This window comes from Acidipropionibacterium jensenii (assembly GCF_005890135.1).
In the GTDB taxonomy this organism is placed as follows: Bacteria; Actinomycetota; Actinomycetes; order Propionibacteriales; family Propionibacteriaceae; genus Acidipropionibacterium; species Acidipropionibacterium jensenii.
This window is the reverse complement of the sequence record NZ_CP040635.1, coordinates 2,393,308-2,418,140: the sequence shown is the minus strand read 5'-3', so window position 1 is coordinate 2,418,140 and position 24,833 is coordinate 2,393,308. Positions and strand designations below refer to the sequence as shown.

The 24,833-nt window shown below is 69.4% G+C and carries 17 protein-coding genes and 1 tRNA gene; 6 read left to right on the top strand and 12 right to left on the bottom strand.

The window, feature by feature from the left end; translation table 11 throughout:
• Positions 1-207 precede the first annotated feature (207 nt).
• On the bottom strand, positions 208-2,046 hold the full coding sequence (locus tag FEZ32_RS10770) for a glycosyltransferase (RefSeq protein ID WP_138680587.1): 1,839 nt from the start codon (positions 2,044-2,046) through the stop codon (positions 208-210).
• Positions 2,047-2,292: 246 nt separating this feature from the next.
• Between FEZ32_RS10770 and FEZ32_RS10765 the strand changes: the two genes are divergently transcribed.
• Positions 2,293-3,951 carry a DUF4082 domain-containing protein gene (locus FEZ32_RS10765; RefSeq protein ID WP_138680586.1) on the top strand — a complete coding sequence of 553 codons (1,659 nt, stop codon included), beginning with the start codon at positions 2,293-2,295 and terminating at the stop codon, positions 3,949-3,951.
• A gap of 167 nt (positions 3,952-4,118) precedes the next feature.
• Entirely contained in the window at positions 4,119-5,582 is a 1,464-nt protein-coding gene (locus FEZ32_RS10760; protein ID WP_051238344.1) for a lipopolysaccharide biosynthesis protein, read from the top strand.
• On the opposite strand, the gene FEZ32_RS10755 is transcribed toward FEZ32_RS10760, so the two are convergent.
• The 10 genes from FEZ32_RS10755 to lysA all read right to left on the bottom strand — a co-directional run bounded on the left by FEZ32_RS10755 (position 5,579) and on the right by lysA (position 17,574).
• Positions 5,579-6,814: a rhamnosyltransferase WsaF family glycosyltransferase gene (locus tag FEZ32_RS10755; protein ID WP_138680585.1), complete on the bottom strand. Its 1,236-nt coding sequence runs from the start codon at positions 6,812-6,814 to the stop codon at positions 5,579-5,581. The two genes, FEZ32_RS10760 and FEZ32_RS10755, sit on opposite strands and share 4 nt — an antisense overlap.
• Before the next feature lie 133 nt (positions 6,815-6,947).
• Positions 6,948-8,063: an MraY family glycosyltransferase gene (locus tag FEZ32_RS10750; RefSeq protein WP_138680584.1), complete on the bottom strand. Its 1,116-nt coding sequence runs from the start codon at positions 8,061-8,063 to the stop codon at positions 6,948-6,950.
• Positions 8,064-8,906, bottom strand: coding sequence for an L-threonylcarbamoyladenylate synthase (locus tag FEZ32_RS10745; RefSeq protein ID WP_138680583.1), 843 nt, complete (start codon positions 8,904-8,906; stop codon positions 8,064-8,066).
• Positions 8,903-9,805 carry a peptide chain release factor N(5)-glutamine methyltransferase gene (gene prmC, locus FEZ32_RS10740; protein ID WP_138680582.1) on the bottom strand — a complete coding sequence of 301 codons (903 nt, stop codon included), beginning with the start codon at positions 9,803-9,805 and terminating at the stop codon, positions 8,903-8,905. Before prmC ends, FEZ32_RS10745 begins: the two co-directional genes overlap by 4 nt.
• Entirely contained in the window at positions 9,802-10,851 is a 1,050-nt protein-coding gene (gene prfA, locus FEZ32_RS10735; RefSeq protein ID WP_414973647.1) for a peptide chain release factor 1, read from the bottom strand. The genes prmC and prfA overlap by 4 nt, the downstream gene beginning before the upstream one ends.
• Positions 10,852-11,044: 193 nt before the next feature.
• Positions 11,045-11,263 carry a 50S ribosomal protein L31 gene (gene rpmE / locus FEZ32_RS10730; RefSeq protein ID WP_028703275.1) on the bottom strand — a complete coding sequence of 73 codons (219 nt, stop codon included), beginning with the start codon at positions 11,261-11,263 and terminating at the stop codon, positions 11,045-11,047.
• A gap of 175 nt (positions 11,264-11,438) precedes the next feature.
• Positions 11,439-13,436 (bottom strand): transcription termination factor Rho, encoded by a 1,998-nt coding sequence (gene rho, locus FEZ32_RS10725; protein WP_138680581.1) that lies wholly within the window; start codon positions 13,434-13,436, stop codon positions 11,439-11,441.
• Positions 13,437-13,720: 284 nt separating this feature from the next.
• Positions 13,721-14,683, bottom strand: coding sequence for a homoserine kinase (thrB, locus tag FEZ32_RS10720; protein ID WP_138680580.1), 963 nt, complete (start codon positions 14,681-14,683; stop codon positions 13,721-13,723).
• A 4-nt stretch (positions 14,684-14,687) separates the two neighbouring features.
• Positions 14,688-16,052, bottom strand: a complete 1,365-nt coding sequence (locus FEZ32_RS10715) for a homoserine dehydrogenase (RefSeq protein ID WP_097798726.1) — start codon at positions 16,050-16,052, stop codon at positions 14,688-14,690.
• 97 nt (positions 16,053-16,149) lie between these two features.
• Positions 16,150-17,574, bottom strand: a complete 1,425-nt coding sequence (lysA, locus tag FEZ32_RS10710) for a diaminopimelate decarboxylase (protein WP_138680579.1) — start codon at positions 17,572-17,574, stop codon at positions 16,150-16,152.
• A 131-nt stretch (positions 17,575-17,705) separates the two neighbouring features.
• Between lysA and FEZ32_RS10705 the strand changes: the two genes are divergently transcribed.
• The 4 genes from FEZ32_RS10705 (at position 17,706) to FEZ32_RS10690 (ending at position 24,292) form a co-directional block, all read left to right on the top strand.
• Positions 17,706-17,777: transfer RNA gene (locus FEZ32_RS10705), tRNA-Arg, on the top strand.
• A 46-nt stretch (positions 17,778-17,823) separates the two neighbouring features.
• A complete protein-coding gene (locus tag FEZ32_RS10700) occupies positions 17,824-18,885 on the top strand; it encodes an LOG family protein (RefSeq protein WP_028703278.1) in 1,062 nt (353 codons plus the stop codon).
• 234 nt (positions 18,886-19,119) lie between these two features.
• Positions 19,120-20,358 carry a glycosyltransferase 87 family protein gene (locus FEZ32_RS10695; protein ID WP_138680927.1) on the top strand — a complete coding sequence of 413 codons (1,239 nt, stop codon included), beginning with the start codon at positions 19,120-19,122 and terminating at the stop codon, positions 20,356-20,358.
• 181 nt (positions 20,359-20,539) lie between these two features.
• A complete protein-coding gene (locus tag FEZ32_RS10690) occupies positions 20,540-24,292 on the top strand; it encodes a multifunctional oxoglutarate decarboxylase/oxoglutarate dehydrogenase thiamine pyrophosphate-binding subunit/dihydrolipoyllysine-residue succinyltransferase subunit (protein WP_244937989.1) in 3,753 nt (1,250 codons plus the stop codon).
• Between the two features lie 119 nt (positions 24,293-24,411).
• Here FEZ32_RS10690 and FEZ32_RS10685 read toward each other — a convergent pair whose 3' ends face one another.
• Positions 24,412-24,816, bottom strand: coding sequence for a hypothetical protein (locus FEZ32_RS10685; RefSeq protein WP_051238356.1), 405 nt, complete (start codon positions 24,814-24,816; stop codon positions 24,412-24,414).
• Positions 24,817-24,833 lie beyond the last annotated feature (17 nt).

Sequence of the window (24,833 nt, the reverse complement as noted above, 5' to 3'; positions counted from 1 at the left end):
GCGCCGGCCGACGGGGAGACCGCCGACGGTCTCGAACTACCAGATGCCGGGCTCGAACCGGAGGCCGGACCGGGTCCGGAGCCAGTGCAGCCCGATGCCATCAGGCACAGCCCCACCATCAGTGCCGCCCCACCGGCCCAGCGCCGACCACGGAGCGCACCAGCGCAGCCGGTGACATCCACGTGAGCATCTCCCGTGCCAGTCCTGTCAGCGCCCGCCATGACACCTCTCCTTGAGCCTCTCCAGACCGTTCTTTCCCAGCACCATCAGCAGCACCCGCTTGGCAGCTCCGCGGACCATCTCACGACCCTCCCGTGCGGGTCGGGCCACCAGAGCGTCAGCGATGAGTTCTCGTCCGGACGGTGAGGCGACGTCATCCAGGGCTCCCGGGAACAGTCTACGGAAGGCCAGAGGATCGACCAGGCGTCCTCGGATGCGGTTGCTGACATTCCTGCCGTGGACGATCTGCAGCCATCCGGGCGGTCCCTCCAGTGCGGTGGCAGCCATGTGTCGATGCAGCAGAATGTGCCAGTCCCGCCAGGCGGTCATCGGCGCGTCCCACGTCTCGATGACGCTGCAGAACGCGTTGTCGGGATCCCGCCACCGATAGACGCGGCCGTCCACCCTGATGAGGCCGTCTGCCAGGTAGACGGCTCCGCGCAGTCCTCTGGACGCCGCGTCCCGCAGTCGTGCCACGAAGTCGGCGGCGAGGGCATCGTCGTTGTCGAGATTGGCGGTGACGAGCAGCCGTCCGCGGCCACCGGTGACATCGCGGGCGTCGGCGGCCAGGTCCTGCCAACTCACCTCCTCGCTGTAGCGCACGGTGAGGAGCCCCTGCCTCACCAGCGGGTTCAGCCTGTCGAGCAGCCACTGAGGACTCTGCGGATCCAGGTAGACCAGCCACCGGAATCCCTCGTCGGTCTGGGAGCGCACCGACGGCACGGTGTAGCGCTCGAAGAGTTCGATGCGGCTCTGCAGCCAGCCCTCCTGGGCCCTGATGAGACTCTCGGGCCCGCGGGAGGGAAGGTTGAACCGGGTTACCAGCAACAGGTCGATCGCACCCTGCGCGTCACCGGAGGTCGTGTGCGGAAGGTCCTCCCAGCGGCGACGCGAGAGCAGCGCCGAGAGGGCCACTCGGTGATCGGGGTCCCGCCATCTGCGGAGCTCGTGCAGCAGCAGGATCCCTCGAAGTGGCAGGGCGGTGCGCCGATGGTGCTTCTCGGCGTAGCGCACCGCATTGACGATGGTGAGGGCCACCAGTTCGGGGGTCCGGCCCGAGCCGGCCTCGGAGTGGACGACCCGTGCCTCCGGTTCGTACCAGACCTCGCCGCCGCAGTCGCGCAGCCGGCGGAAGAAGTCGGTCTCCTCGGAGTAGAGGAAGAACCGCTCGTCCCACGGGCCCACCCGATCGGCGGTGCGGCGATCCACCAGAAGGGCCGCCCCGGTGGCCCAGTCGATCCGATGCGGTCGTCGGTAGGCCGCCGGCGAACGGACCGTCTCCGACAGGAGGGACGGTCGGGTGGGCCACAGCCTGCCCAGCACCGCGTCTGCGGCCGCGGCGGTCAGACTCGGCTCGCGCCTCAGCGAGTGGGAGAGGTGACCCTCGGCGTCGACGATGGCCGGTACGGCACAGGCGGCTCCCCGACCCAGACGGCCGCGCAGCGCTGCCAGGCAGCCCGGCAGCAGCCTCACGTCGGGGTTCAGGATGAGGACGCTGCGGGCCGCCCCCACCGATCTCATCCCGATGTTGATGCCCGCCGCGTACCCCAGGTTCCCGCCGGACTCGATGACGATGACGTCCCCCAGTCGCCTGAGGCGCTCGACCGTGTCATCGGTGGAGCCGTTGTCGACGGCCACGACCCGCAGCGCGATGTCGGTGGCGTCCCGGCGCAGGGACTCCACCAGACCCTCGATCATCTCGGCGCTGTTGTAGGTCACGACGACGGCCGCGACATCGACCTCACCGTCGGGACCGGAGAACTGCCGCTCCCCCTGCTCCTGGCCGGACGCGAGCGGTCCGACCGGTCTGGCCTCGGCTGTGTCCATTGATCGTCCTCACTGGGAGTCCACTCATCGGTGTGTGAAGTGCCCGGGCGGCCCACGACGCGCCGTCAGTATATCGATCAGCCGGTACGGTGGCGGCAGACCGCGAGGGACCTCGTGCGATCAAACCTGATGCGACTTTGAGAGTTTCTCAGCATTTTGTTACTGTCGTCTCAGTCAACGTCGCGGGCGTCATTCCGTCTGCACGCTGTGGACCACCACCGTCCATCCTGGAGAGGTCCCAAGCCCATGAAGTCCACGTCAACCGCCTCGCACCGGAGGCCGTTACGCGCCTCGGTCGCGATCGTGATGGCCGCGGTTGCGGCAGGAGCGGCCCTCGCCGCCCTTCCGAACCAGGCCAGTGCCGCCCCGTCCACCACCTTCGGTGCATCCGCTCCCAAGGACGTCAGGTCCATCGACGAGGGCATCCCCGTCGAACTGGGGATGCGGTTCACCCCGTCGACCGATGGAACGGTCTCCTCGGTGCGCTTCTACAAGGCCAGCGCCGATGCCTCCGTGACCCCCCGCAGCGTCTCGCTGTGGACCGCCAACGGCGACCGACTGGCCCAGACCCGGGTCTCCCGCACCACCAGCACCGGCTGGATCAGCGTCCGCCTCACCTCTCCGGTGAAGCTCACCGCCGGGAGCGGCTACGTGGTCTCGGCCTTCGCGAAGTCCGGGTCGTACCCGACCACCCGCAACTACTTCTCCCAGGCCAGGACGAGTTCCACCCTGACCATGCCGCGCAATGCCGGGGTCTACACCAACGGCTGGAAGTCCTCCTTCCCGACCAGCACCTACGGGGCGAGCAACTACTGGGTCGACACCGAGTTCACCCCCTCCTCGGGAACCTCCGGCACCCCGGCACCGAGCCCCGCGACCTCGTCGCCGGCCACCAGCGCTCCCGAGCCCAGCACCAGCGCGCCCAAGCCCAGCACCAGCGCCCCGAAGCCGAACACCACTGCTCCCACGCCCAGCACCACCATTCCGAGGCCGAGCAACTCGACGACCACCAACAGCACGGCTGCCAAGGGTCTGATGGGCTGGCAGCTGAACTCCCACAATGTCGGCCTGGCCCCCTTCGGACTGACCTGCTCCAGCCTGCCCGTCTACAAGGGATCCCTGACCCCGGCGGCGGGCACCCGGATCTCCGGGGTGAGGATCGTCGGTCAGCTTGACCTGCGCAACGGCGACATCATCGTCGAACGTTCCTGCATCCAGCCGAGCAGCGGTTCTGCCTCCAACTCGGGCACCGCCGCCATCGTCTCCAACTTCGTCTGCGGGAGGGACTCCTGCCCGGTGATCTCGGACCGCAGCATCATCATCCGCGACTCCGAGATCGACGCCTCCAACGTGCCCGCCTCTCAGATCGCGGCGGCCTGCGCCTTCCGCGGCACCGGAACGCTCCAGCGCAACTACATGCACGGCATGGGCAGCGGGATCTGCTTCTACGGAACCGGCACCAAGCACGACGCGATCGCCGAGCAGAACTACGTGACCGACCTGCGCTCCTACGGCAGCTCCCACAACGAGGCCGCCACCATGCGCGACTTCATGGTCACCGGCGACAACCCGAACCGGGTGGCGCGGTTCACCAACAACCGCCTGAACATCGCCGATGGCAATGTCACCGCCGGACTGTTCATCCAGTCCCTCGGCGACCGGATCGACAACCTGCGCGTCGAGGGCAACCTCATCGAGGGAGGCGGCTACAACCTCTTCCTCAACCAGCCCTCCTCGGAGAACGGCAGCTACCGCAACGTCCGGGCCGTGAACAACCGGTTCAACAGCACCGGCTGGGGCCCCTCCACCGTTCAAGGTGGACCGGGCTGGGCCGAGTGGCGCGACAACTACCGCTACAGCCCCTCGGCCCCCGATGCCAGGGGAGCTGCGGTCAGCGCCAGCTGACCTCGGCTGTTCACCCGAGCCACGCCGGCCGGACCCTCAGGGTCCGGCCGGCGTCGTTCGTCCCCGCACCTGTCAGAGGCTGCGCCTGTTTGCCCCTGTGCGGCGTGCCGGTCGGGCTAGACTCCCCCACACGGTGCTGCGGCAGGCGACGACGAGAGGGCTCGACGATGGGACTGCTTCCTCGAACCGCCGCCGATGACACCTCGGACCCGGGCTCCCCGAGCCTGGGGGCGACCGCGGCCAGGGGAGCTGTCTGGAGCGGCGTCAGCACGGTCATCCTGCGGTTGGGCAGCGTGCTCGTCGGGGTGGTCCTGGCCCGTATCCTCTCCCCCGACCAGTTCGGTCTGTACGCCGTCGCCCTGACCGTCCAGGGGATCCTGATGACCGTGGCGGACCTCGGACTGTCCGCCGAGATCATCCGTTCCGAGGAGCCCGAGCGGGTCGCCCCGACGGTCGCCACCTTCGGACTGATCAGCGGGACGAGCCTGACGGTCGCCACCGTCGCGCTCAGTGGACCACTGGCGACCCTGCTCGGTGACCACCGGGCGGGCAGCGCCATCGCGGTGCTGTCGCTCACGCTGCTGCTGGCAGGCGTCTCGATCGTGCCCTACGGCCTGATGCTTCGCCGGTTCCAGCAGCGCGAGCTGTTCCTCATCAGCCTGGTCGACCTCATCGTCTCCACCGCGGTGACATTCATCCTGATCGCCGCCGGGCTGGGCGTGCTCTCCCTGGCGATCGGTCGGGTGGCCGCCCAGGCGGTCTCCAGCACCCTCCAGTTCATGGCCGCAAGGGTCCGGCCGAGATTCGGTCTGGACCGCACCCGGTGGCGCGCGGTGCTGGCCTTCAGCCTGCCCATCGCCGGCGCCAACCTGTTCACCTGGATCCTGCTCAACGTCGACAATGTCGTCATCGCACGTCTGGCCGGGGCCACCGCCCTCGGCTTCTACGTGCTGGGATTCAACATCGCCAACTGGCCGATGAGCGCACTGTCGCAGATGGTCCGCTCAATCGCGATGCCCTACGTCTCCCGGGTCAAGGACTCCGCCGGGGCGCTGCCGATGCTCACCTCGGTGATCTGGGCGATGGCCCTGCCCGCCGGCGTCACCCTGGCAGCCCTCGCCGACCCTCTGGTCCACGTCATCTACGGGGCGAAGTGGGCCCCCTCGGTGCCGGTTCTCGCCGCCCTGGGCCTCTACGGCTCGCTGAGGGTGATCTTCGACCTGTTCGCCGCCTACCTGTACGCCCTGGGACGCAGCCGCGGAGTGCTGTGGCTCCAGGTGCTCACCATCGTGGTGCTCACCACGGGAATGATCCTCATGACGACCCGGCACGGCATCGTGGGTGCCGCATGGGTCCATGTCGGCGCCTCGGTGATCTTCATCCTGCCCGGCTATCTGGGGATCATCCGCGCCACCGGCGTCCGACTGGGCGCCCTCGCCAGGGCCTGCCTGCGCCCGACCCTCGCCACCGTGCCGGCCTGCCTGGCCGCACTGGCGGCCTGCCACCTCATCAGCGCCCCCGTGATCGCCCTGCTGGTGGGAGGAGCCGGCGCGGTCGCGGTCTATCTGGCGGTGATGGGACGGTGGCTGCTGGCCCGCGTCCGCCAGGTCCGCGGGCCCCAGGCCGGTTAGTCTCCGTAGACCTCCTCCTCGAGGATGCGCACGACATCGGCCTGCGCCCTGGTCCAGCCGACCTGACTCACCGAGGCGGCGATCGCGGCCTCGTCGCCGCTCGGCCGTTCATAGGCCTGGCCGAGTGCCTCGGCCAGGCATGCCGGGTTGGGGGCGGCCCACCTGACATGGTCATTGGTGAGGATCGCCCGGGCGTCGGGCTCGTCGTTGGCGACCGCCACGACGCCGGCTGCCAGCATCTCCTCGGGCACCAGGGAGATGTTGGTGAAGGACATCGCCAGACCGACCCGGCACGAGTTGTACAGCTCGTTCAACTCTACCGGTGTCAGTCGACCGTGCTGGGTTGCGGGGAAGGGCAGGTCGGCCACCGTCTCACCGTAATAGTGGATGTCGGCCTCGGGATGGGCCCGGTGGAACCGTTCCAGGGCCATCCGCGCCAACCAGTACCCCCGCCTCGGCACGTCGGGCTTGGCATAGAGGACGACGCCAGTACGGGGACGCGGGTCCAGCAGTCGGTAGACGGTGGTGTCGCACCCGAACTCGGTGACATCGGGTTCGATGCCGATCTCCGAGCGCAGCAGCCGGGCGACCATCGCTCCCAGGGCGATGCAGCGGAATCCGAACCGGTAGGTGTCCTCGGCCAGCGAGTAGAGAGATCCCCTGGGGTAGAAATAGGGCTCGAAGTCCTGGATGAAGTACAACCGGCGCATCGCCTCGGTCCCCCGGGTGGCCAGCACGTGGGCCGACTCCCAGGAGGAGGCGACGCAGGCGTCGACCCCGCTGATCCCGTCCTCGACACTGCGCACCGTGGCGCGCACGCCGGGCCACCACTGGCGGATCACGGCCTCCTGCTGGGCGAGGTCCCCGCCGTAGCGGTCGTAGAGGAAGAGGGTGCAGTGGTGGCCGGCGCGCTCGGTCGCCTCGACCATCCGCAGCAGGGTGGTGTGCCCTCCCGACCCGGCGGCCGGCGGGGTGGTCACCCATCCCACCTTCATCGGGCGGTCCCGGGACGGCCGCTCGGCGGGCACCTGAAGATCTAGCGCGGTGGGATCTGCGATGTCGGCATTGAGCAGCGGTTCGTCCAGCACAGCCGCCCCCAGCGAACGGTAGGCCGCCCGCACCCCGCGACGGGCCAGACCGATCGGCCCCTCCTGGCGCAGCACCCTGGCGGCTCTGCCGGCCCTGCTCACGAGTTTCCCACCGGCCCCGGAGAGCTCGCGCACGGCGCTCATCCCAGGCTCCCCAGGTCGAACCGGCCCACGGCCAGGAGTGTCGAAGTCATGGCCGTCATTCTTCCCCATGGCCGGTGGGCGGACCGGCGAAACGGGGGAACTCCCGCACCCGCGGAGGCCGCTTGTCGGCCTCTCAGCCCTCGGTTCCCGACCGCCTGGACCCGGCGTGATTGTTGGCCAGGGTCAGCAGGATCGTGACCCCCAGGCCGGCCAGGAAGACCAGCACCGACCACAGGCTGCGGGCCAGCCCCATCGTCACCACGCCGAAGGACAGCACCGCCGACCACAGGTACATCAGCAGCACGGCGCGCACATGGGAGTGGCCACGGGCCAGCAGCCGATGGTGAAGATGCTTCTTGTCGGCGACGAAGAACCAGGTGCCGTGCAGGGTGCGCCGGACATAACCCATCACCAGGTCCAGCAGCGGAAGGCAGAGGATCACCACCGGCAGGATGATCGGCAGCGAGGCCGGGACCAGGCCGCCGTCACGGGCCACCAGTGCACTGGAGTCCACCTGACCGGTCAGCGAGATGGTCGATGAGGCCAGCAGCAGACCGAGCAGCAGGGCTCCCGAGTCACCCATGAACATCCGGGCGGGATGCCAGTTGTGGGGCAGGAAGCCCAGGCACGCGCCCGCGGTCACCGCGGTGATGAGGGAGGCCGTGGTGGCGACCACGAAGTCCTGCTCGTAGGCCAGCAGATAGGTGTACACGAAGAATGCCAAGGAGCCGATCGCCACCACCCCCGACGCCAGTCCGTCCAGCCCGTCGACGAAGTTCACGGCGTTGGCGCACAGCACGATGATGAGCACCGTCACCAGGATCGAGGTGGGTGTCCCCAGGGCGATGATCGAGTTCGGCAGCGGGATCCAGAACAGGCGCACCCCACCGGTCACCACGATCCCGGCCGCCAGGACCTGACCGGCCGCCTTCGCCAGGGCGGGCAGATCGAGGATGTCGTCGACCACCCCGACGGCGCAGATCGTCATCCCGGCGATGCAGATGGTGAACGCGTCGTCGCCGACCAGAGGGTGGCGTCCGAGGAAGGGCAGGTTGTCGGCCAGCAGGCACGACAGGGCCACCCCTCCCAGCATCGCCACCCCGCCGAAGTACGGGATGGGGACGGTGTGCACGTCGCGCGATCGCACCGGCGCGACCGCTCCGACGCGCAGCGCCACCTGCCGGCACAGGCCGGCAAGCAGGTAGGTGGTCAGCCCGGAGACGAGCATGACCAGCAGATACTCGCGCATCTACTCGGTCGAGCCGGTGGGCTGGTCGGTGGTGACCGGGTCGGCGTCCTGGCTCGGCCCGTCGGCGGGTTCCGGGTCGGTCTCCGGTGCCGGGTCCGGCGTCTCGGGCTGGGCGAGGGGGACGACATCGGGTGCGATGAGGTGGATGTCCTCGATGGACAGCGCGCCCTGGCGCAGCACCTTTCCCTCGTCACCGGAGGCGAAGTCGATGATCGTCGAGGCCTCCCCGATGCGCGAGGGGCCACCGTCGAGGTAGAGAGCCACCGAGATGCCGAGCTGGTCGGCGGCGTTCTGAGCGGTCAGCGCCGCGGGTGATCCGGACTTGTTGGCGCTGCTGACCGCCAGCGGCCCGGTGATGCGCAGCAGCTGGCGGGTCGCGTCCTGGTCGGGGACCCGCACCGCGATGGTCCCGTTGGTCTCACCCAGGTCCATCGTGAGGTCCTGCTGGGCATGGAAGATGAGGGTCAACCCGCCCGGCCAGTGGGCGTCGGCCAGCGCCTTCGCCGCATCGGGCACCCGGTCGCACAGCGCCGGCAGCACGGCCGCGTCGCCGATGAGGACCGGCGGGGGCATGTCGCGTCCGCGACCCTTGGCCATCAGCAGCCGCTGGACGGCTATCGGATCCAGTGCGTCAGCGCCGATCCCGTAGACGGTGTCGGTCGGCAGCACGACGCACTCCCCCTCCTTGAGCAGGGCGGCCGCGCGTCGCAGCGCCTCCGGCCGCTGCTGAGGGTCGGTGATGTCGACGATCTCCGGGGTCAGGCCCGGCTCGAGATCCTGCTGGGGCGACTCCGATCCTGTCGGGTCGGGGTCGATGTGTTCGCTCGCATCCATGTCTGTCATCCTTCCACCACTTCGCCCTCATCCCGGCGGACGGCCGTGACGAAGCGCGACCGTCCGGTCAGATCGGCGTGATCGCGGATCCGGTCCCAGTGCCCGTCCGCGGTCAGCAGGGCGGGCAGACTGTGCTGCTGGCTGGGATCGTGCTCCATCACCAGGATCCCGCCGGCCCGAAGCAGCCGAGCGGCTCGCGGAACCAGGTCCCGGACCAGATCCAGCCCGTCCGCCCCGGAGAACAGCGCGGATCCCGGTTCGTTGGCCAGCACCTCGTCCTGAACCTGGTCGGCCAGGGCCTCGGGCAGGTAGGGGGGATTGGTCATCACGACGTCGACCCGGCCGTCCATCCCGGCGGGAACCGTCCGGGCATCTCCGGGGTGCAGCTGGACGTCGGTTCCCGACAGGTTGCGTCTGGCCCATCGCAGGGCCTCGGGCTCGAGCTCCACGGCGTGCACCCGGGCGGTGGGCACCTCGCGCACCAGTGCCGCGGCCATCGCCCCCGAGCCGGTGCACAGATCGACCACCACCGGGCGGATGCCCCGGGCCACCAGGTCTCGACAGGCCTGGACCGCCTCGCCCACCACCAGTTCCGTCTCCGGGCGCGGGATGAGGACCCCGGGCCCGACGGCCAGGCGCACCGACCGGAACCAGGCGCGACCGGTGAGGTACTGGGCGGGACGCCCGGCGGCGCAGGCGTCGATCAGGTCGCGGTACCGCTGCTCCTGATCGGGGCCCGGGTCCGGGCAGAGAATCAGCCTGGCGGGTTCGACATCCAGGGCGTGGCACAGCAGGATCCGTGCCGTCGCGGCCGCAGACTCGTCTCCGGCCCGAGCCAGGCGTTGCGAGCCCTGGCCGAGCAGCCCGGAGAGGCCGGGACGCCGACGGTCCGCGGGGCGGGAGGTCAACGGTTCTCCCGACGCACGGCCGTCATCCGCCGGGAGACCTCATCGGCGTGCAGGGCCGCCTCCAACTCGTCCAGTCGCCCGTTCAGGATCTCGTCGAGGCGATGGGACTTGAAGCCGATCCGGTGGTCGGTGAGTCGGTTCTCCGGGAAGTTGTAGGTGCGGATGCGTGCCGAGCGGTCCACCGAGCGCACCTGTTCGCGACGCATCCGGGTGCTCTCGTCGGCGGCCTCCTCGGCGGCCAGGGCCATCAGGTTGGCCCTCAGCAGGCGCATCGCCTGCTCCTTGTTCTGGAGCTGGCTGCGCTCGTTCTGACAACTCACCACGATCCCGGTGGGGATGTGGGTGAGGCGGACCGCGGAGTCGGTGGTGTTGACCCCCTGGCCGCCGGGGCCCGAGGAGCGGAACACGTCGACCCGGATGTCTACGGGGTCCAGATCGACCTGACCGGCGTCGACATCGGGCATCACCAGCACCCCGACCGCCGAGGTGTGCACCCTGCCCTGGGACTCGGTGACCGGGATCCGCTGCACCCGGTGCACCCCGGCCTCGAACTTGAGGGTGCCGTAGGCCGGTCTGTCGGCGGTGCCCCGGACGGCGACCGTCACGGAGCGGTAGCCCCCCAGATCGGTGAGCTGGGCGTCCAGGATCTCCAGTCGCCACCCGAGGGACTCGCCGTAGTGCTGGTACATCCTCAGCAGATCGGCGGCGAACAGGGCGGACTCCTCACCGCCCTCGCCCGAGTGGATCTCCAGCAGCGCGTCCTCGTCGTCGATCGGGTCGGAGGGGATGAGCAGCTCGGTGAGCTCGGCCCGCCCCCGGGCCAGGTCGGCGGCCAGCCGGTCGTGCTCGGCGGCGAAGCTGTCGTCCTCGGCGGCCAGTTCGGCCGCCGCGGCGGTGTCATCGGCCAGTGCGGAGACGGCGTCGGCGTGGCTGAGCACCCTGCTGAGTCTGGCCCTCTCCCGGGACAGCCGTCGGACCGCCGAGGGGTCGGCGATCACGCTCGGGGTCGACAGGGCGGAGTCGATCTCGCTCCGCCGGGTCCGCATCTGGTCGACGACCTCGTGCTCCGCCAGGACCGCTGGGACGGTCGGGCCGTTCCCCGACTGTGATGACGGGGCCGACTGTGATGACGACAATGCACGCATCTCCTCGATGCCGGTGATGACATGACAGGACGCCGGGCGGTGCGCCCGGCGTCCTCAGTTCCGCACGGCGGACCCGGTCTCCCGAGAACCCGGCTCAGTGCTGTGCCGCGACCTTGCCGTAGCGGCGCTGGAAACGGGCCACCCGGCCACCGGTGTCCAGAATCTTCTGCTTGCCCGTGTAGAAGGGATGGCACGTGGCGCACACATCGGCGCTCAGGGTGCCCGTGGGGGCCGTGCTGCGCGTGGTGAAGGTGTTGCCACAGGTGCACACGACCGTGGTCTGGTGGTACTGGGGGTGGGTATCCTGCTTCATCGAGAAACTCCTTGACTCGTCACGGTGCCGGGTCGCCGAGGAGCAGATCTCCGGGGCGTGAACCGGCAGCGGCGCACCATTGTTCCCCATCGACCCACCCCGATCAAGTCTCGGAAGAGTCCGAGGACGGCTGCCCGGCGGGTCTCCTCCCCGCGGGGAGGAGACCCGCCGGGACTCAGTCGGATCCGGGGGTGGTCTTGGCGATCGTGAACAGGAATTCCGTGTTGGTCTGCGTCTTGCGCAGCTTGGACAGCAGCATCTCCAGGGCCTGGGAACCGTCCAGACCCGAGAGCACTCGACGCAGCTTCCACATGATCGCGGTCTCCTCGCGGGACAGCAGCAGCTCCTCGCGACGGGTACCGGAGGCGTCGACGTCGATAGCGGGGAAGAGCCGCTTGTTGGCGAACTCGCGGCGCAGCCGCAGCTCGGAGTTGCCGGTGCCCTTGAACTCCTCGAAGATCACCTCGTCCATCTTGGAGCCGGTCTCCACCAGGGCGGTGGCCAGAATGGTGAGCGACCCGCCGTCCTCGATGTTGCGGGCGGCGCCGAAGAACCTCTTCGGCGGGTAGAGGGCCGCCGAGTCGACGCCGCCGGACAGGATCCGGCCCGAGGCCGGGGCCGCCAGGTTGTAGGCGCGTCCCAGCCGGGTGATCCCGTCCAGCAGGATGACGACGTCGTGGCCGAGCTCCACCAGCCGCTTGGCGCGCTCGATGGCCAGCTCGGCGAGCTGGGTGTGGTCATCGGCCGGGCGGTCGAAGGTCGAGGCGATGACCTCCCCCGAGACGGTCCGCTGGAAGTCGGTGACCTCCTCGGGACGCTCGTCGACCAGGACGACCATGAGGTGGACCTCGGGGTTGTTCTGGGTGATGGAGTTCGCGATGGACTGCATGATCATCGTCTTGCCGGCCTTCGGCGGGGAGACGATGAGACCGCGCTGACCCTTGCCGATCGGGCTGACCAGGTCGATGATCCGGCCGGTCATGTTCTTCGCGTCGGTCTCCAGCCGCAGCCTCTCCTGAGGGTAGAGAGGGGTGAGCCGGGAGAACTCTGCGCGGCTGCGCATCTGCTCGGGGTCGGCGCCGTTGACGGTGTCGAGACGGACCAGAGGGGCGAACTTCTCGCGCCTCTCCCCCTCTCGCTTGGCGCGCATCGCGCCGGTGATGACGTCTCCCTTGCGCAGCCCCTGCTTGCGCACCAGGTTCATCGCCACATAGGCGTCGCTGGGACCGGGCAGGTAGCCGCTGGTCCGCACGAAGGCGTACTGGTCGCGGATGTCGAGGATTCCGGAGCACGGGACGAGGACGTCGTCCTCGCGGACGCTGAGTTCAGGCTCGTCGCCGCCGCCGTGGTCCCCGCCGCGCTTGCGCCTGTTCTGACGATCGCGCTGGCGGCGCCGACGAGAGCGCCGACCGCCGTTGTAGTCATCCTCGCCCGACGATGTCACAGACGACTCCTGATGCTCGTGCTCGGCGGTGTCCTGGTGGCCGCCCTGATGATGGGACAGGGCGTCCAGGCGGGCCCCCACCTCGTCGCTCACCTGGCTGGTGGACAGCTCCGGACCGTCCTCCTGAGCCGTCCGCTGGGGGTTTGCCCGGCGGCGCCGGGACCGCTCCTCACCACGGTTCTGGCCGTTCTGGGACTGCCGGTCCTGATGACGCTCCGAACGACCCTGCTCGGAGCGGTTCTGCTCAGGACGGTTCTGGTCCCGCGAACGGCGCTGATCGGAACGGGGCCGCTCGGCCCTGCTCTGATCGTCCCTGCTCTGGTCGTCCCTGTTCTGATCGGCCGTGTTCTGGTCGGGGCGGGACTGATCCTCGGAGCGGCGCTGGCCGCCCTCCCGACCACGACGCCGACGCGGTGCCTGCTCGACGCCACTGGCCTGCTCGACGCTGCCGGCCTGGTCGTTCGAGGCCTGGTCGGCGCTCGACGGAGCGCTGCCGGACTCGTGGCCGACGGCGGCCTTCGCGCTGGCGGGGGCGGCGGTGGAGCCGGCGGAGGCCGGGGAGAACCCGCCCTCCCTGATCGCTGCGACCAGGTCGGCCTTGCGCATCGTGCGGGCTCCCTTGATGCCCATCTGGGACCCGATCGCGCGCAGCTCCGGCAGGAGTCTGGCCGACAGGTCGGTGCCCTGGGACGCCCCGGTCGAGGCGGCCCCGTGTGTGGACTGTGTCACGTATTTCCCTTCGAACTGCCCGGACCCGGGATGATCCGCCCGGGAGGCAGGAATGTCTGATGGCCAGGCATCTCACCTCTCGCCCATTCATGGACCGAGAGGGAGGCTGTCTGCCGAGAAGGACCCCGGTGATGGTGGCGGGAGCACACTGTGCTGCGCTGTACTGCTGCAACGTCATGGCTGTCCTGAGCGCCCGGCATCACACCGTGCCGAACAGAACATCCGCGCAGAGAGTCTCGCGCATCATGTTGGGGGGAAACGCGTCGGTGACGCGTTGCCGACCACTATAGCAGTGGTTCCCGGGGTTGCGGGAATGGCGGCTGCTCCTGGCCGGCCCGTTTCTCGGGCGCCAGAAGCCGGGCTCCGCCGGCCAGTTCGAGCTCCAGCACCAGGAAGCCGTCGGCCTCGATCTCGTCGGCTCCCGACAGCATCTCGGAGGTCCCCAGTGCCAGCACCGTCGGGCCCGCCCCTGAGATCACGGCGGGAACACCGGCCCGCCGGAGCCGGTCGATCAGCGCTCCGGACTCGGGCATCAGGGGACGCCGGTAGGGCTGGTGGATCCAGTCCTGGGTGGCGGCCAGCAGGCGATCGGGTGCGCTTGTGAGAGCCGTCACCAGCAGGGTGGAGGCGAGCACCTGGTGGACGGCGTCACTGCGAGGAATCATCTTCGGCAGCACGTGGCGGGCCAGCGCGGTGGGCACGTGCCGGTTGGGCACATAGGCGCGGAACCGGATCGCGGGGTGGACGTCAAGGCCGATGTGGTGCACCTCGCCGTCCTGCAACCAGGCGACCTGGGCACCGCCGAGGATGGCCGGTGCGGCATTGTCGGGATGCCCCTCGATGGCGGTGGCCATGGTGAGGAGGTGGTCGCGGTCCAGCGGCTCGCCGGGACGCGCCAGCCCCCACGCCAGGCACAGGCCCGAGACGATCGCCGAGGCCGAGGAGCCCAGGCCACGGCTCTGGGGGGTGTGATTGCGGGCCGACAGCTCCAGGCCGATGTCGGGATGCGGATGGCCCAGGTCGACCAGTCCCTGACGCAGGGTTGCCACCACGAGGTGGGACTCGTCACGGGGGACGGTGTCGTGGCCCTCCCCCGCCACCTGGATGAGCAGTCCGGGCTGCTCCCGGGTGGTGACCGTCACGTGGTCCCACATGCTCAGGCTGACACCCATGCAGTCGAACCCCGGTCCGAGGTTCGCCGAGGTGGCGGGAACCTGGACGCTGACCCGTTGTCCGGCGCCGATCATCGGCTCACATCCCCTCCACCCGGATGAACCGGGGGTCGCCGTTGACGATGGGCGACTGGCTCAGCTCGGCCAGGCAGGCCTCGAAGTCGGACTCGCGGGTGCGGTGGACCACCATCCGGAGGCTGGCCGACCAGCCGTCCTCCTTGGAGGCCCCCTCCAGAGCGGACTGCTGGACGGTCTGGAGAGAGACCCCGTGCCGGGCGAAGACCGAGGCGACCTGGGAGAGGATGCCCGGTTGGTCGCGCACCTGGATGCTCAGGTGGAAGCGGGTGTGCACGGTGCCGATACCGGCCACCGGGACGTCCCCGAAGATCGACTGGGGCGGACCGGCCACTCCGCGGGTGCGGTTGCGGGCCACCGTGACCAGATCACCCATGATCGCCGAGGCGGTCGGGGATCCACCGGCACCGGGCCCCATGAACATCAGGTGGCCCGCCTCCCGGGCCTCCACGAAGATGGCGTTGTTGGCCCCGCGGATGACTCCCAGCGGATGGTCCTCGGGCACCAGGGCGGGGTGCACCCGCGCCGAGACCCCTTCCGGTTCCATCTCGCAGATCGCCAGCAGTTTGATGACACAGCCCATTCCCCGAGCGGCACGGATGTCCTCGGGGGTGATGTCGGTGATCCCCTCGCGGTACACCTGACTGCCGCGGATCCTGGTGTGGAAGGCCAGCGAGGCGAGGATCGCGGCCTTGGCGGCCGCGTCGAACCCCTCGACATCGGCGGTCGGGTCGGACTCGGCGAAGCCCAGCCGCTGCGCCTCGGCGAGGGCCCGGTCGAACCCGACTCCCTCGGTCGTCATCTTGTCCAGGATGTAGTTCGTGGTGCCGTTGACGATCCCCATCACCCGACGGATCTCGTCACCGACCAGGGACTCCCTCAGCGGTCGCACGATCGGAATGGCTCCGGCCACCGCCGCCTCGTAGTAGACGTCGACGCCGTGGACGTCCGCGGCGGCGTAGATCTCGTGTCCGTGGGCGGCCAGCAGCGCCTTGTTGGCGGTGACCACCGAGGAGCCGTGCTCGATCGCGGACATGATGAGGTGGTAGGCGGGCTCGATTCCGCCGATCACCTCGATGATGATGTCGATGTCGTCGCGGGCGACCAGGGCCTGCGCATCGGCGGTGAACAGATCCTGGGGCAGGCGGGCGCGGGGCCGGTCGGGATGCGCCACGGCGATCCCGGCCAGTTCGACGGGGCGTCCGACGCGGGCGCGGACGTCGTCGGCACCCGACAGGATCATCCTGGCCACCTGCGAGCCGACCACTCCGCAGCCGAGCAGACCGACCCGCAGCGGAGTGCTGGACTCGGTGGTCTGGTCGCCTGCCTGGGTGGACGCGGGGCCCTGATGGGCGCTGGTGGGGGTCATGTGTGCTGGTCCTTCAACTCGAGTCATCGGGTACTGGTGGGTGTCCGACGGGGTGCTGGTGCGCCGCGGTCGCCGCGGCGCCTGCTGTGCTGGTCGGTCACTGCGGGATGGTGCCCACGACCTGGCCCTGGTCCAGACCGACCAGGTCGTCGAGGGTCTCCCGACGCAGCAGCGTCGTCCATTGTGCCTGATCCACGGCCACCACGGGGGGACGCGGCACGTGGTTGTAGTTGCTGGCCATGGACCGCGAGTAGGCGCCCGATGCGGGCACCGCGATGAGGTCTCCGGGGTGGATGTCGGCGGGCAGGTACTCGTCGCGGACCAGGATGTCGCCCCCCTCGCAGTGCTTGCCGACCACCCGGCACAGCGCCCCGACCTCGGCGGAGGTGCGATTGGCCAGGGTGGCGGAGTACTCGGCCCCGTAGAGGGCGGGCCGGATGTTGTCGCTCATCCCGCCGTCCACCGACACGTAGACCCGCTGGGCCCCGCCGTCCAGGTCCACCGGCTTGACGGTGCCCACCTCGTAGACGGCCATCCCGGCCGGTCCGACGATGGCCCGGCCCGGTTCCAGGGAGACATGGGGGGCGGGCATCTGGTGGGCCCTGGCCTCGGTCTCGACGATGTCCCGCAGGTCGGTCGCCAGGTCCTCCGGGGAGGAGGGCGAGTCCTGGGAGGTGTAGGCGATCCCGAAGCCACCGCCGAGATCGAGCTCGGACAGCACGATCCCGGTGGCCTGCTGGAACTGGGAGAGCAGTTTCATGGTGCGCCGGGCCGCGACCTCGAAGCCGCCGGTGTCGAAGATCTGGGAGCCGATGTGCGAGTGGATCCCCAGCAGATCGATGACGGGGCTGGCGTGGCAGCGCACCATGGCCACCATGGCGGCGCCATTGGTGATCGAGAAGCCGAACTTCTGGTCCTCGTGAGCGGTGGCGATGTACTCGTGGGTGTGCGCCTCCACACCGGGGGTGACCCGCACCATCACCCGTGCCCTCACCTCGTGGCGGCGGCACAGCTCCTCGATGCGATCGATCTCGTCGAGGGAGTCGACGATGATCCGCCCCACCCCGGAGCGCAGGGCCATCTCCAGCTCCCGGCGCGACTTGTTGTTGCCGTGCATCCCGATCCGGGCGGGATCGAACCCGCCCTCGAGGGCCACCCGGAGCTCACCCTCGGTGCACACGTCCAGGAAGAGTCCCTCCTCGTGCACCCAGCCCGCGATGGTGCGGGTGAGGAAGGCCTTGCCGGCGTAGTAGACGTCCCACCCGGCGAAGGCGGACCGGAAGGCCCGGGCTCGCTGCCGGAAGTCCTGCTCGTCGATGACGTAGACCGGGGTACCGACCTCGTCGACGAGGGTGCGCACATCGATGCCGCCGATCTCCAGAGCGCCGTCGGGACGCCGTCGCACCGTGGAGCTCCACAGCGCGGGATCGAGTGCGTTGACATCGGTCGGGACGAAGAGCCACTGGGGAGCGGCTGCGGCGACGTCGGCGTGGACCGAGCCGGCCACGTGCATGTGGGTCATGGCACTAGCCTGCCATTCCCGGCGTCGCGCCTGCTCGGGGGTCCATCCCCGGAGACGGTGCGCAGGGGTCAGATTGCCGCCTGCGGCCCGCAGGCGCTAGAGTCTGTTTCTGGCCCGCCGATGTGGGCCCGGCCCCCGTAGCTCAGGGGATAGAGCACCGCCCTCCGGAGGCGGGAGCGCGCGTTCGAATCGCGCCGGGGGCGCAGTACGGAAGAACCTGCCGGTCTGTCGCTGTGCGAGGCTGGGGTCATGACCAATTCAGAGGTTGTGCCACCCGAGGTCACCGAGAAGCTCCGAGCCATCCTCACCGAGGCCGGAGTCAGCGACAACAAGAAGCTCGTGAGACGCCTCCTGGAGACCGGAATAGGTCTGGGAGTCGATCGCACCACTCGCCTCGACCTCAAGATCGCCAGTGCCGCCCTCACCGAGATGCGGGACGCGTTCGCACTGTTCGCCCCTTTCGCCCGGACCCCGAAGGTCACGATCTTCGGATCGGCGCGCGCCAGGCCGGACAGCCCGGCGTACCAGCAGACCAGGCACGTCTCCGCCGCCCTCGCGGAGCGCGGTTGGATGGTCGTCACCGGTGCCGGACCGGGAATCATGCAGGCCGCCGCAGAGGGAGCGGGGTCCCGAAGTTCCTTGGGCGTGTCCATCCGTCTGCCCTTCGAGGAGAAGCCCAACTCCTCGATCGAGGGCAGTCGCAATGTCGCGATGAAGTACTTCTTCACCCGCAAGTTGATGCTGGTCAAGGAGTCGCACGGATTCGTCTACGTGCCCGGCGGGTTCGGAACTCTCGACGAGCTGTTCGAGCTGCTCACCCTCCAGCAGACCGGAAAGGCCGAACCCACTCCCATCGTCCTTCTCGACGAGCCCGGTGGGCGACTGTGGCACGGCCTGCGCGACTTCGCCGAGGGACAGCTGCTGCCCGCCGGGGTGATCTCCCCCGACGACTTCGACCGCGTCCTGCTCACCGACTCGGTGACCGCCGCCGCCGACGAGATCACCGGCTTCTGGCGCAACTACGACTCCCTGCGATGGGCGGACGACCGGCTCGTGCTGCGACTGAGGGCCGAGCCGACCGCCGCCGAGATCGCCGACCTGGACGAGCGGTTCGGCGACCTGCTGACATCCGGCGGATTCCGCTCCCGCGGTCCACTGCACCGCGAGATCAGGGACGACGATCACCTCGGCCTGCCGCGTCTGGTCTGCCGTTTCGACCCCTTCAAGGTCGGCTCGCTGTACCGACTCATCCGCGCCCTCAACAACCTGGACAGCGCACCGGACGCCGCGCGTCCCGAGCAGCTGCACTGATGACGGTCCCGTTGCGCTGACGACGGCCCCGTCGCGTCCCACCGTGCCGGGCCCCGCCCCGAGCTCCTGCGTCTATTCCCGCCCCGAGCGCTGGCACAGTGCCGTCACAGCGGCCGGCCGGTAAGGTCGGGGGTCGTGTCCGACCACCCGGTGAAGCAATCAGTCAACCGTGCCCGCGCCCAGTTCCTGGCCGGATCCGCGGTGACGGCCCTGTGGATCATCACCCGACTGCTGATGCTGCGGGTGTTCACTCTGCCCAACAGCAGCTACATCACCGGCGACGTCAAGTACTACCGGTGGTGGCTGACCTCCAGCCGGATGCCGATCGAACAGGTGATGCGCGAGTACCCGGTGCCGGTCGTGTGGGGGATGAAGGTCCTTGCATGGGCCTCGGACAGCGCCCAGGAGAGCTACTTCATACCCCTCTTCGCCGCCACCATGATCGCCGTGGACGCCGTCATGACGATGTCCCTGTGGCACAGCGGGCACCGTGTCGGCACGGTGTGGTGGATCCTCTTCGTGATGGCGATGGGACCCCTGATGTGGTTCCGCTTCGACATGGTCCCCGCCGTGTGCATCGGACTGGCCGTGCTGTGGTTCCACCGTCACCCGGGCGCCTGCGGGGTGGCCGTGGCGGTCGGCGCGGCCATCAAGCTGTGGCCGGCCCTGCTCATCCTGCCGATGATCGGACGCAGCCGGCTGGCGGTGCGTCGCCTGGTCACCTTCGCCGTCACCGGTGGCGGCCTGGCCCTGGCCTCGCTGCTGCTGACCGGCTGGACGCGCACCGTCTCTCCCCTGAGCTGGCAGTCCGATCGCGGCCTTCAGGTCGAGGCGGTGCCGGCCACCATCCCGATGATCCGGCACGCGCTCTCCCATGGCGCCCAGTACCTGGTGGGGATGTCCCCGTTCAACGCCTATGAGATCAGCGGACCCGGTGTCGACACCTGGGTCGCGGTCTCCTCGGTGCTGATGATGATCGCGGTGGCGGCCGCCGCGATGATCGGATGGCTCACCTGGCGGCGCGGTGGACTCGGCCACCGCCAGGCGATCCTGGCGGCGACGGTCATCATCGGCGCCCTGATCGTGAGCAACAAGACCCTGTCGCCCCAGTACTTCGTGTGGTGGGGGGCACCGGTCGCGGTGATGCTCGACCGCCTGCCCGGCGAGTCGGACCGACCGGGTCGGGCACCGGCACGGCTGGGACCCCTGACCCTGATGATCGCCGGGGCGCTGTTCGTCACCGCCGTGCTCACCCAGTGCATCTACCCGTTGAGCTACGGACAGATCATCTCCCCCGTACCCACCAGCTGGGGAATCCTCCTGCTCACCACCCGCAACGCCATGTCGATCCTCACCCTCGGACTGTGCGTGTGGGCACTGGTCGTCTCGCTGCGGACCGGGGACGGACACCCCCGCAGCTCATCGGCGATCTCGCCCCTGGTGAAACTCCGCCGGGTTGCCGAGACTCGCTAGCATCATGACAAGGACGGCCCCTGCACCGGGGTCACGAGCAATGGCGCTGGACAGGGCGAACTGCACCCCAGTGCCGTGATCGACCACGGAAGAAGGCGCAGAGGTGGCATCAGGTACTGCCGGACACACCAGCTCCCCGACCAGTGCGGAGTTCGGGGCCAATGACTGGCTGATAGACGAGATGCGCGAGCAGTTCCAACGGGACCCCGACTCGGTCGGTCCCGAGTGGGTCACCTTCTTCCAGGCCGAGGAGAGGACGTCGGCCCCCCGCAGCCCCGAGACGCCGCGAGCCCCGGAGTCCGCCGCCCCGGCCCCCCGCGAGGCAGACCCGGTCCCGCAACCGGACCCCACCGCGACGACGACCCCGCCCCAGCCCCGACGCGCTCAGCGGGAGGAACCCTCGGCTCCCCCGGCCGAACCGGCCCCGAGGGCCTCGGCCGCACCCTCCCCCGCCCCGTCAGCCCCGTCTCCCGCCCCGTCAACTCCGGCCGGCGCCCCGCACCGGGCGCCGGTGTCGGCGGACCAGCCGGTCCACGAGCCGCCCGCCGCAGCCCCGGCGGAGCCCCGCACCGAACGGTTGCGCGGCGCCCCGATGCGCACCGCCAAGAACATGGAGACCTCGCTGTCGATGCCGACAGCGACCTCGGTCCGCGACATCCCGATGAAGCTGGTCATCGAGAACCGCCTGATGATCAACCGTTTCCTGAGCCAGAACAAGGGCGGCAAGGTCTCCTTCACCCACATTCTCGGCTTCGCGATGGTCCGGGCCCTCAAGGACGTCCCGGCGATGAACAATGCCTACGCCGAGATCGACGGCAAGCCCCACATCATCGAGAACCCCTCGGTCAATCTCGGGCTGGCGATCGACGTGGTCGGTGCCGACGGCACCCGCAAGCTCGTGGTGCCGGCCATCAGAGCCGCCGAGGCGATGGACTTCAGCCAGTTCTGGGCGGCCTACGAGCAGATCGTCGCGAAAGGCCGCAAGAACACCCTGACCGTCGAGGACTTCAAGGGAGTCACCGCATCCCTCACCAACCCCGGCGGGATCGGCACCAACCACTCGGTGCCCCGTCTGATGCCCGGTCAGGGGATGATCCTGGGGATGGGATCGATCGACTACCCGGCCGGCTGGCAGGGCGGCAGCCCGACCCGGCTCGCCGAGCTCGGCATCTCGAAGGTGACCACCCTCACCTCGACCTACGACCACCGGATCATCCAGGGCGCCCAGTCCGGGGAGTTCCTGCGCCGCATCCACAAGCTGCTGCTGGGGGCCGACCGATTCTACGAGGAGATCTTCGAGTCCCTGCGGATCCCCTACGCGCCCGTCCAGTGGGCCCCCGACCGGATGGCCAGCCGCCCCGACCAGGTGAGCAAACAGGTCCGCGTCATCACCCTCATCGACGCCTGGCGGCAGTTCGGCCACATGTCGGCCGACCTGGACCCTCTCGAGTACAAGCCGCGGTACCACCACGACCTGATGCTCAACAGCCACGGCCTGACCCTGTGGGACCTCGACCGGTCCTTCCCGGTCAACAACTTCGGCGGCATGAAGCGCGCCAACCTCACGCTGCGCGAGATCCTGGAGATCCTGCGCGACTCCTACGCCTCCACGATGGGCATCGAGTACATGCACATCACCGACCACGAGCAGCGACGCTGGTTCCAGGACCGGTTCGAGCGGGTGCACACCCCGCTGTCGCGCGATGTGCACCTGCGGATCCTCGATCAGCTCACCGACGCCGAGGTCTTCGAGACCTTCCTGCAGACCAAGTACGTCGGCCAGAAGCGGTTCAGCCTGGAGGGCGGGGAGTCCGCCATCGTGCTGCTGGCTGCGATCTTCACCCAGGCGGCCGACCAGGGCCTCGACGAGGTGTGCATCGGCATGCCGCACCGCGGCCGGCTCAACGTTCTGGCCAACATCATCGGCAAGTCCTACGGGCAGATCTTCCGGGAGTTCGAGGGCAATGCCGAGCCCTCCAACTCCCAGGGATCGGGCGACGTCAAGTACCACCTCGGCGACGAGGGCCGGTTCACCGCCCCCTCGGGGCACAGCATCAAGGCCTCGGTGGCCGCGAACCCGAGTCACCTGGAGGCGGTCGACCCCGTTCTGGAGGGAATCTGCCGGGCCAAGCTCGACGTTCTGGCGGACTCCTCGCACTTCCCGGTGCTGCCCGTCCTGATGCACGGGGATGCCGCATTCGCCGGCCAGGGGGTGGTCTTCGAGACCCTCCAGATGAGCCAGCTGCGGCCCTACCGGACCGGCGGCACGATCCACGTGGTGGTCAACAACCAGGTGGGGTTCACCACCTCCCCGGCCGAGGGACGCACCTCCCAGTACGCCACCGGGGTGGCCAAGTCGATCGCGGCGCCGGTGATCCACGTCAACGGGGACGACCCGGCGGCCGTGGTGCGCGCCGCGCACATCGCCTTCGCCTACCGTCAGACCTTCCACGGCGACGTCGTCATCGACCTGTTCTGCTACCGGCGACGCGGTCACAACGAGGGCGACGACCCGAGCTTCACCCAGCCGCACATGTACGACCTCATCACCCAGAAGAGGTCGACCCGCAAGGTCTACACCGAGAGCCTGATCGGCCGCGGGGACATCACCCTGGAGGACGCCGACGCGGCGATGACGAGCTTCCGCAGGAAGCTCGAGACCGCCTTCGAGGAGGTTCGCAACGCCACCTCAAAGGCCCAGCCCTACGACTCGGTGCCCGACTACCCGCGCAAGAAGAACAAGGACCGGCCCACCGCCATCAGCGCCGAGATGATGGACCGGGTGGCCACCGCCCAGGAGGTGCTGCCCGCCAGCTTCACCCCGCACCCCAAGATCGCCCCCCAGCTGGCCAGGCGCGCCCGCGCGCTGCGCGGCCAGGGGCCGATCGACTGGGCCTCGGCCGAGATGCTCGCCCTGGGATCGCTGGTGGCCGAGGGGCTGCACGTGCGCCTCACCGGACAGGACTCGCGCCGGGGCACCTTCTCACAGCGGTTCGGCGCGATCGTCGACCGGGCCACCAACAAGCACTACGTGCCGGTGAACCACATCCCTGGAGCCAGGAGCCACCTGGACATCTACGACTCCCCCCTCAACGAGTACGCCTCGCTGGGCTTCGAGTACGGCTACTCGGTGGCCCGGCCCGACTCCCTGGTGCTCTGGGAGGCGCAGTTCGGCGACTTCGCCAATGTCGCCCAGACCATCATCGACGAGTTCATCGCCTCGGCCGGATCCAAGTGGGGGCAGAAGTCGGGGGTGGTCCTGCTCCTGCCGCACGGCTACGAGGGTCAGGGGCCCGACCACTCCTCGGCCCGTCTGGAGAGGTTCCTCTCGCTGTGCAGCGAGGAGGCGATGGCGGTCTGCCAGCCCTCGACGGCAGCCAGCTACTTCCACCTGCTGCGCTACCACGCCTACGTGAATCTGCACCGGCCGGTGGTCATCGCGACCCCGAAGTCGATGCTGCGCAACAAGGCGGCCGCCTCCACCGTGGAGGACTTCACCGAGGGTCACTGGCGTCCGGTGATCAGCGATGAGTCGATCTCCGATCCCTCGGGTGTCCGGCAGGTCATCCTGTGCACCGGGAAGGTGCGCTGGGAGCTGGTTCGGCGTCGCGAGCAGGCCCACCTGACCGAGAAGGTGGCGATCATCTCGATGGAGCGGCTCTACCCGCTGCCGACCCGGCAGCTGGTGGAGGCATTGGCCCCCTACCGCCACGTCGACGATGTCCGATGGGTTCAGGAGGAGCCGGCGAACCAGGGCCCGTGGCCGTTCATGCAGGCCCACCTCCGCGAGGCGGTGTCCTCCCTGGAGCCGGGCCTGCTGGACACCCTCACCGTGGTGGCGAGGCCTCCGTCGGCGGCCTCGTCGGTGGGCCAGCACAGCGTGCACATGGCCGAGGAGGAGGACCTGCTGACCGCTGCCCTGGCACAGCCCTGAGCAGATCAGGTGCAGCCTGAGCAAGATCGTGCACAGCCCTGAGCAGTGGAGTGAATCCCTGCTCAGGGCTGTGCGCATCCCCTTGGTGATCGGTCCACTCGGGTGACCGGCTCGGTCGCTCAGGCGGTCGGTCCGCGGTGGCCGACCGCCAGCATCACGGCCGCCAGCAGGACGACGGCGCCCAGCACCAGGAAGACCAGGAACCATGCCGGTGCACCCGAGCGGACCAGGGTGACCACCACCGCGATGTGGACCAGGGAGCTCGCGATGAGCAGCCCGTCCGCCCACCCGACGCCCCGTGCGGCGGCCCACCCGATGAGGCCGAGGATTCCGGCGTAGACCAGCAGCATCACGCCGACGCCGGCCGAGAACAGGGCGTGGCCGATGATCATCACGGCCACCGCGACGCCGGCGATCACCAGGGCCGAGAGCCAGCTGCCGAGGGCCGCCAGCAGACCCCACCCGGTGGCCGACCGCACCGAGCGGTGGACGGTGTGCCCGCCTGTTGCGCCGGGTTGAGCCACGAGCCGCCTCCTTGTGT

Bases quoted from the DNA above. Each gene is read 5' to 3' on its own strand.
- FEZ32_RS10770 (WP_138680587.1), bottom strand. From the start codon at position 2,046: ATGGACACAGCCGAGGCCAGACCGGTCGGACCGCTCGCGTCCGGCCAG.
- FEZ32_RS10765 (WP_138680586.1), top strand. From the start codon at position 2,293: ATGAAGTCCACGTCAACCGCCTCGCACCGGAGGCCGTTACGCGCCTCG.
- FEZ32_RS10760 (WP_051238344.1), top strand. From the start codon at position 4,119: ATGGGACTGCTTCCTCGAACCGCCGCCGATGACACCTCGGACCCGGGC.
- FEZ32_RS10755 (WP_138680585.1), bottom strand. From the start codon at position 6,814: ATGAGCGCCGTGCGCGAGCTCTCCGGGGCCGGTGGGAAACTCGTGAGC.
- FEZ32_RS10750 (WP_138680584.1), bottom strand. From the start codon at position 8,063: ATGCGCGAGTATCTGCTGGTCATGCTCGTCTCCGGGCTGACCACCTAC.
- FEZ32_RS10745 (WP_138680583.1), bottom strand. From the start codon at position 8,906: ATGACAGACATGGATGCGAGCGAACACATCGACCCCGACCCGACAGGA.
- prfA (WP_414973647.1), bottom strand. From the start codon at position 10,851: ATGCGGACCCGGCGGAGCGAGATCGACTCCGCCCTGTCGACCCCGAGC.
- rpmE (WP_028703275.1), bottom strand. From the start codon at position 11,263: ATGAAGCAGGATACCCACCCCCAGTACCACCAGACCACGGTCGTGTGC.
- thrB (WP_138680580.1), bottom strand. From the start codon at position 14,683: ATGATCGGCGCCGGACAACGGGTCAGCGTCCAGGTTCCCGCCACCTCG.
- FEZ32_RS10715 (WP_097798726.1), bottom strand. From the start codon at position 16,052: ATGACCCCCACCAGCGCCCATCAGGGCCCCGCGTCCACCCAGGCAGGC.
- lysA (WP_138680579.1), bottom strand. From the start codon at position 17,574: ATGACCCACATGCACGTGGCCGGCTCGGTCCACGCCGACGTCGCCGCA.
- FEZ32_RS10700 (WP_028703278.1), top strand. From the start codon at position 17,824: ATGACCAATTCAGAGGTTGTGCCACCCGAGGTCACCGAGAAGCTCCGA.
- FEZ32_RS10695 (WP_138680927.1), top strand. From the start codon at position 19,120: ATGCTGCGGGTGTTCACTCTGCCCAACAGCAGCTACATCACCGGCGAC.
- FEZ32_RS10690 (WP_244937989.1), top strand. From the start codon at position 20,540: ATGCGCGAGCAGTTCCAACGGGACCCCGACTCGGTCGGTCCCGAGTGG.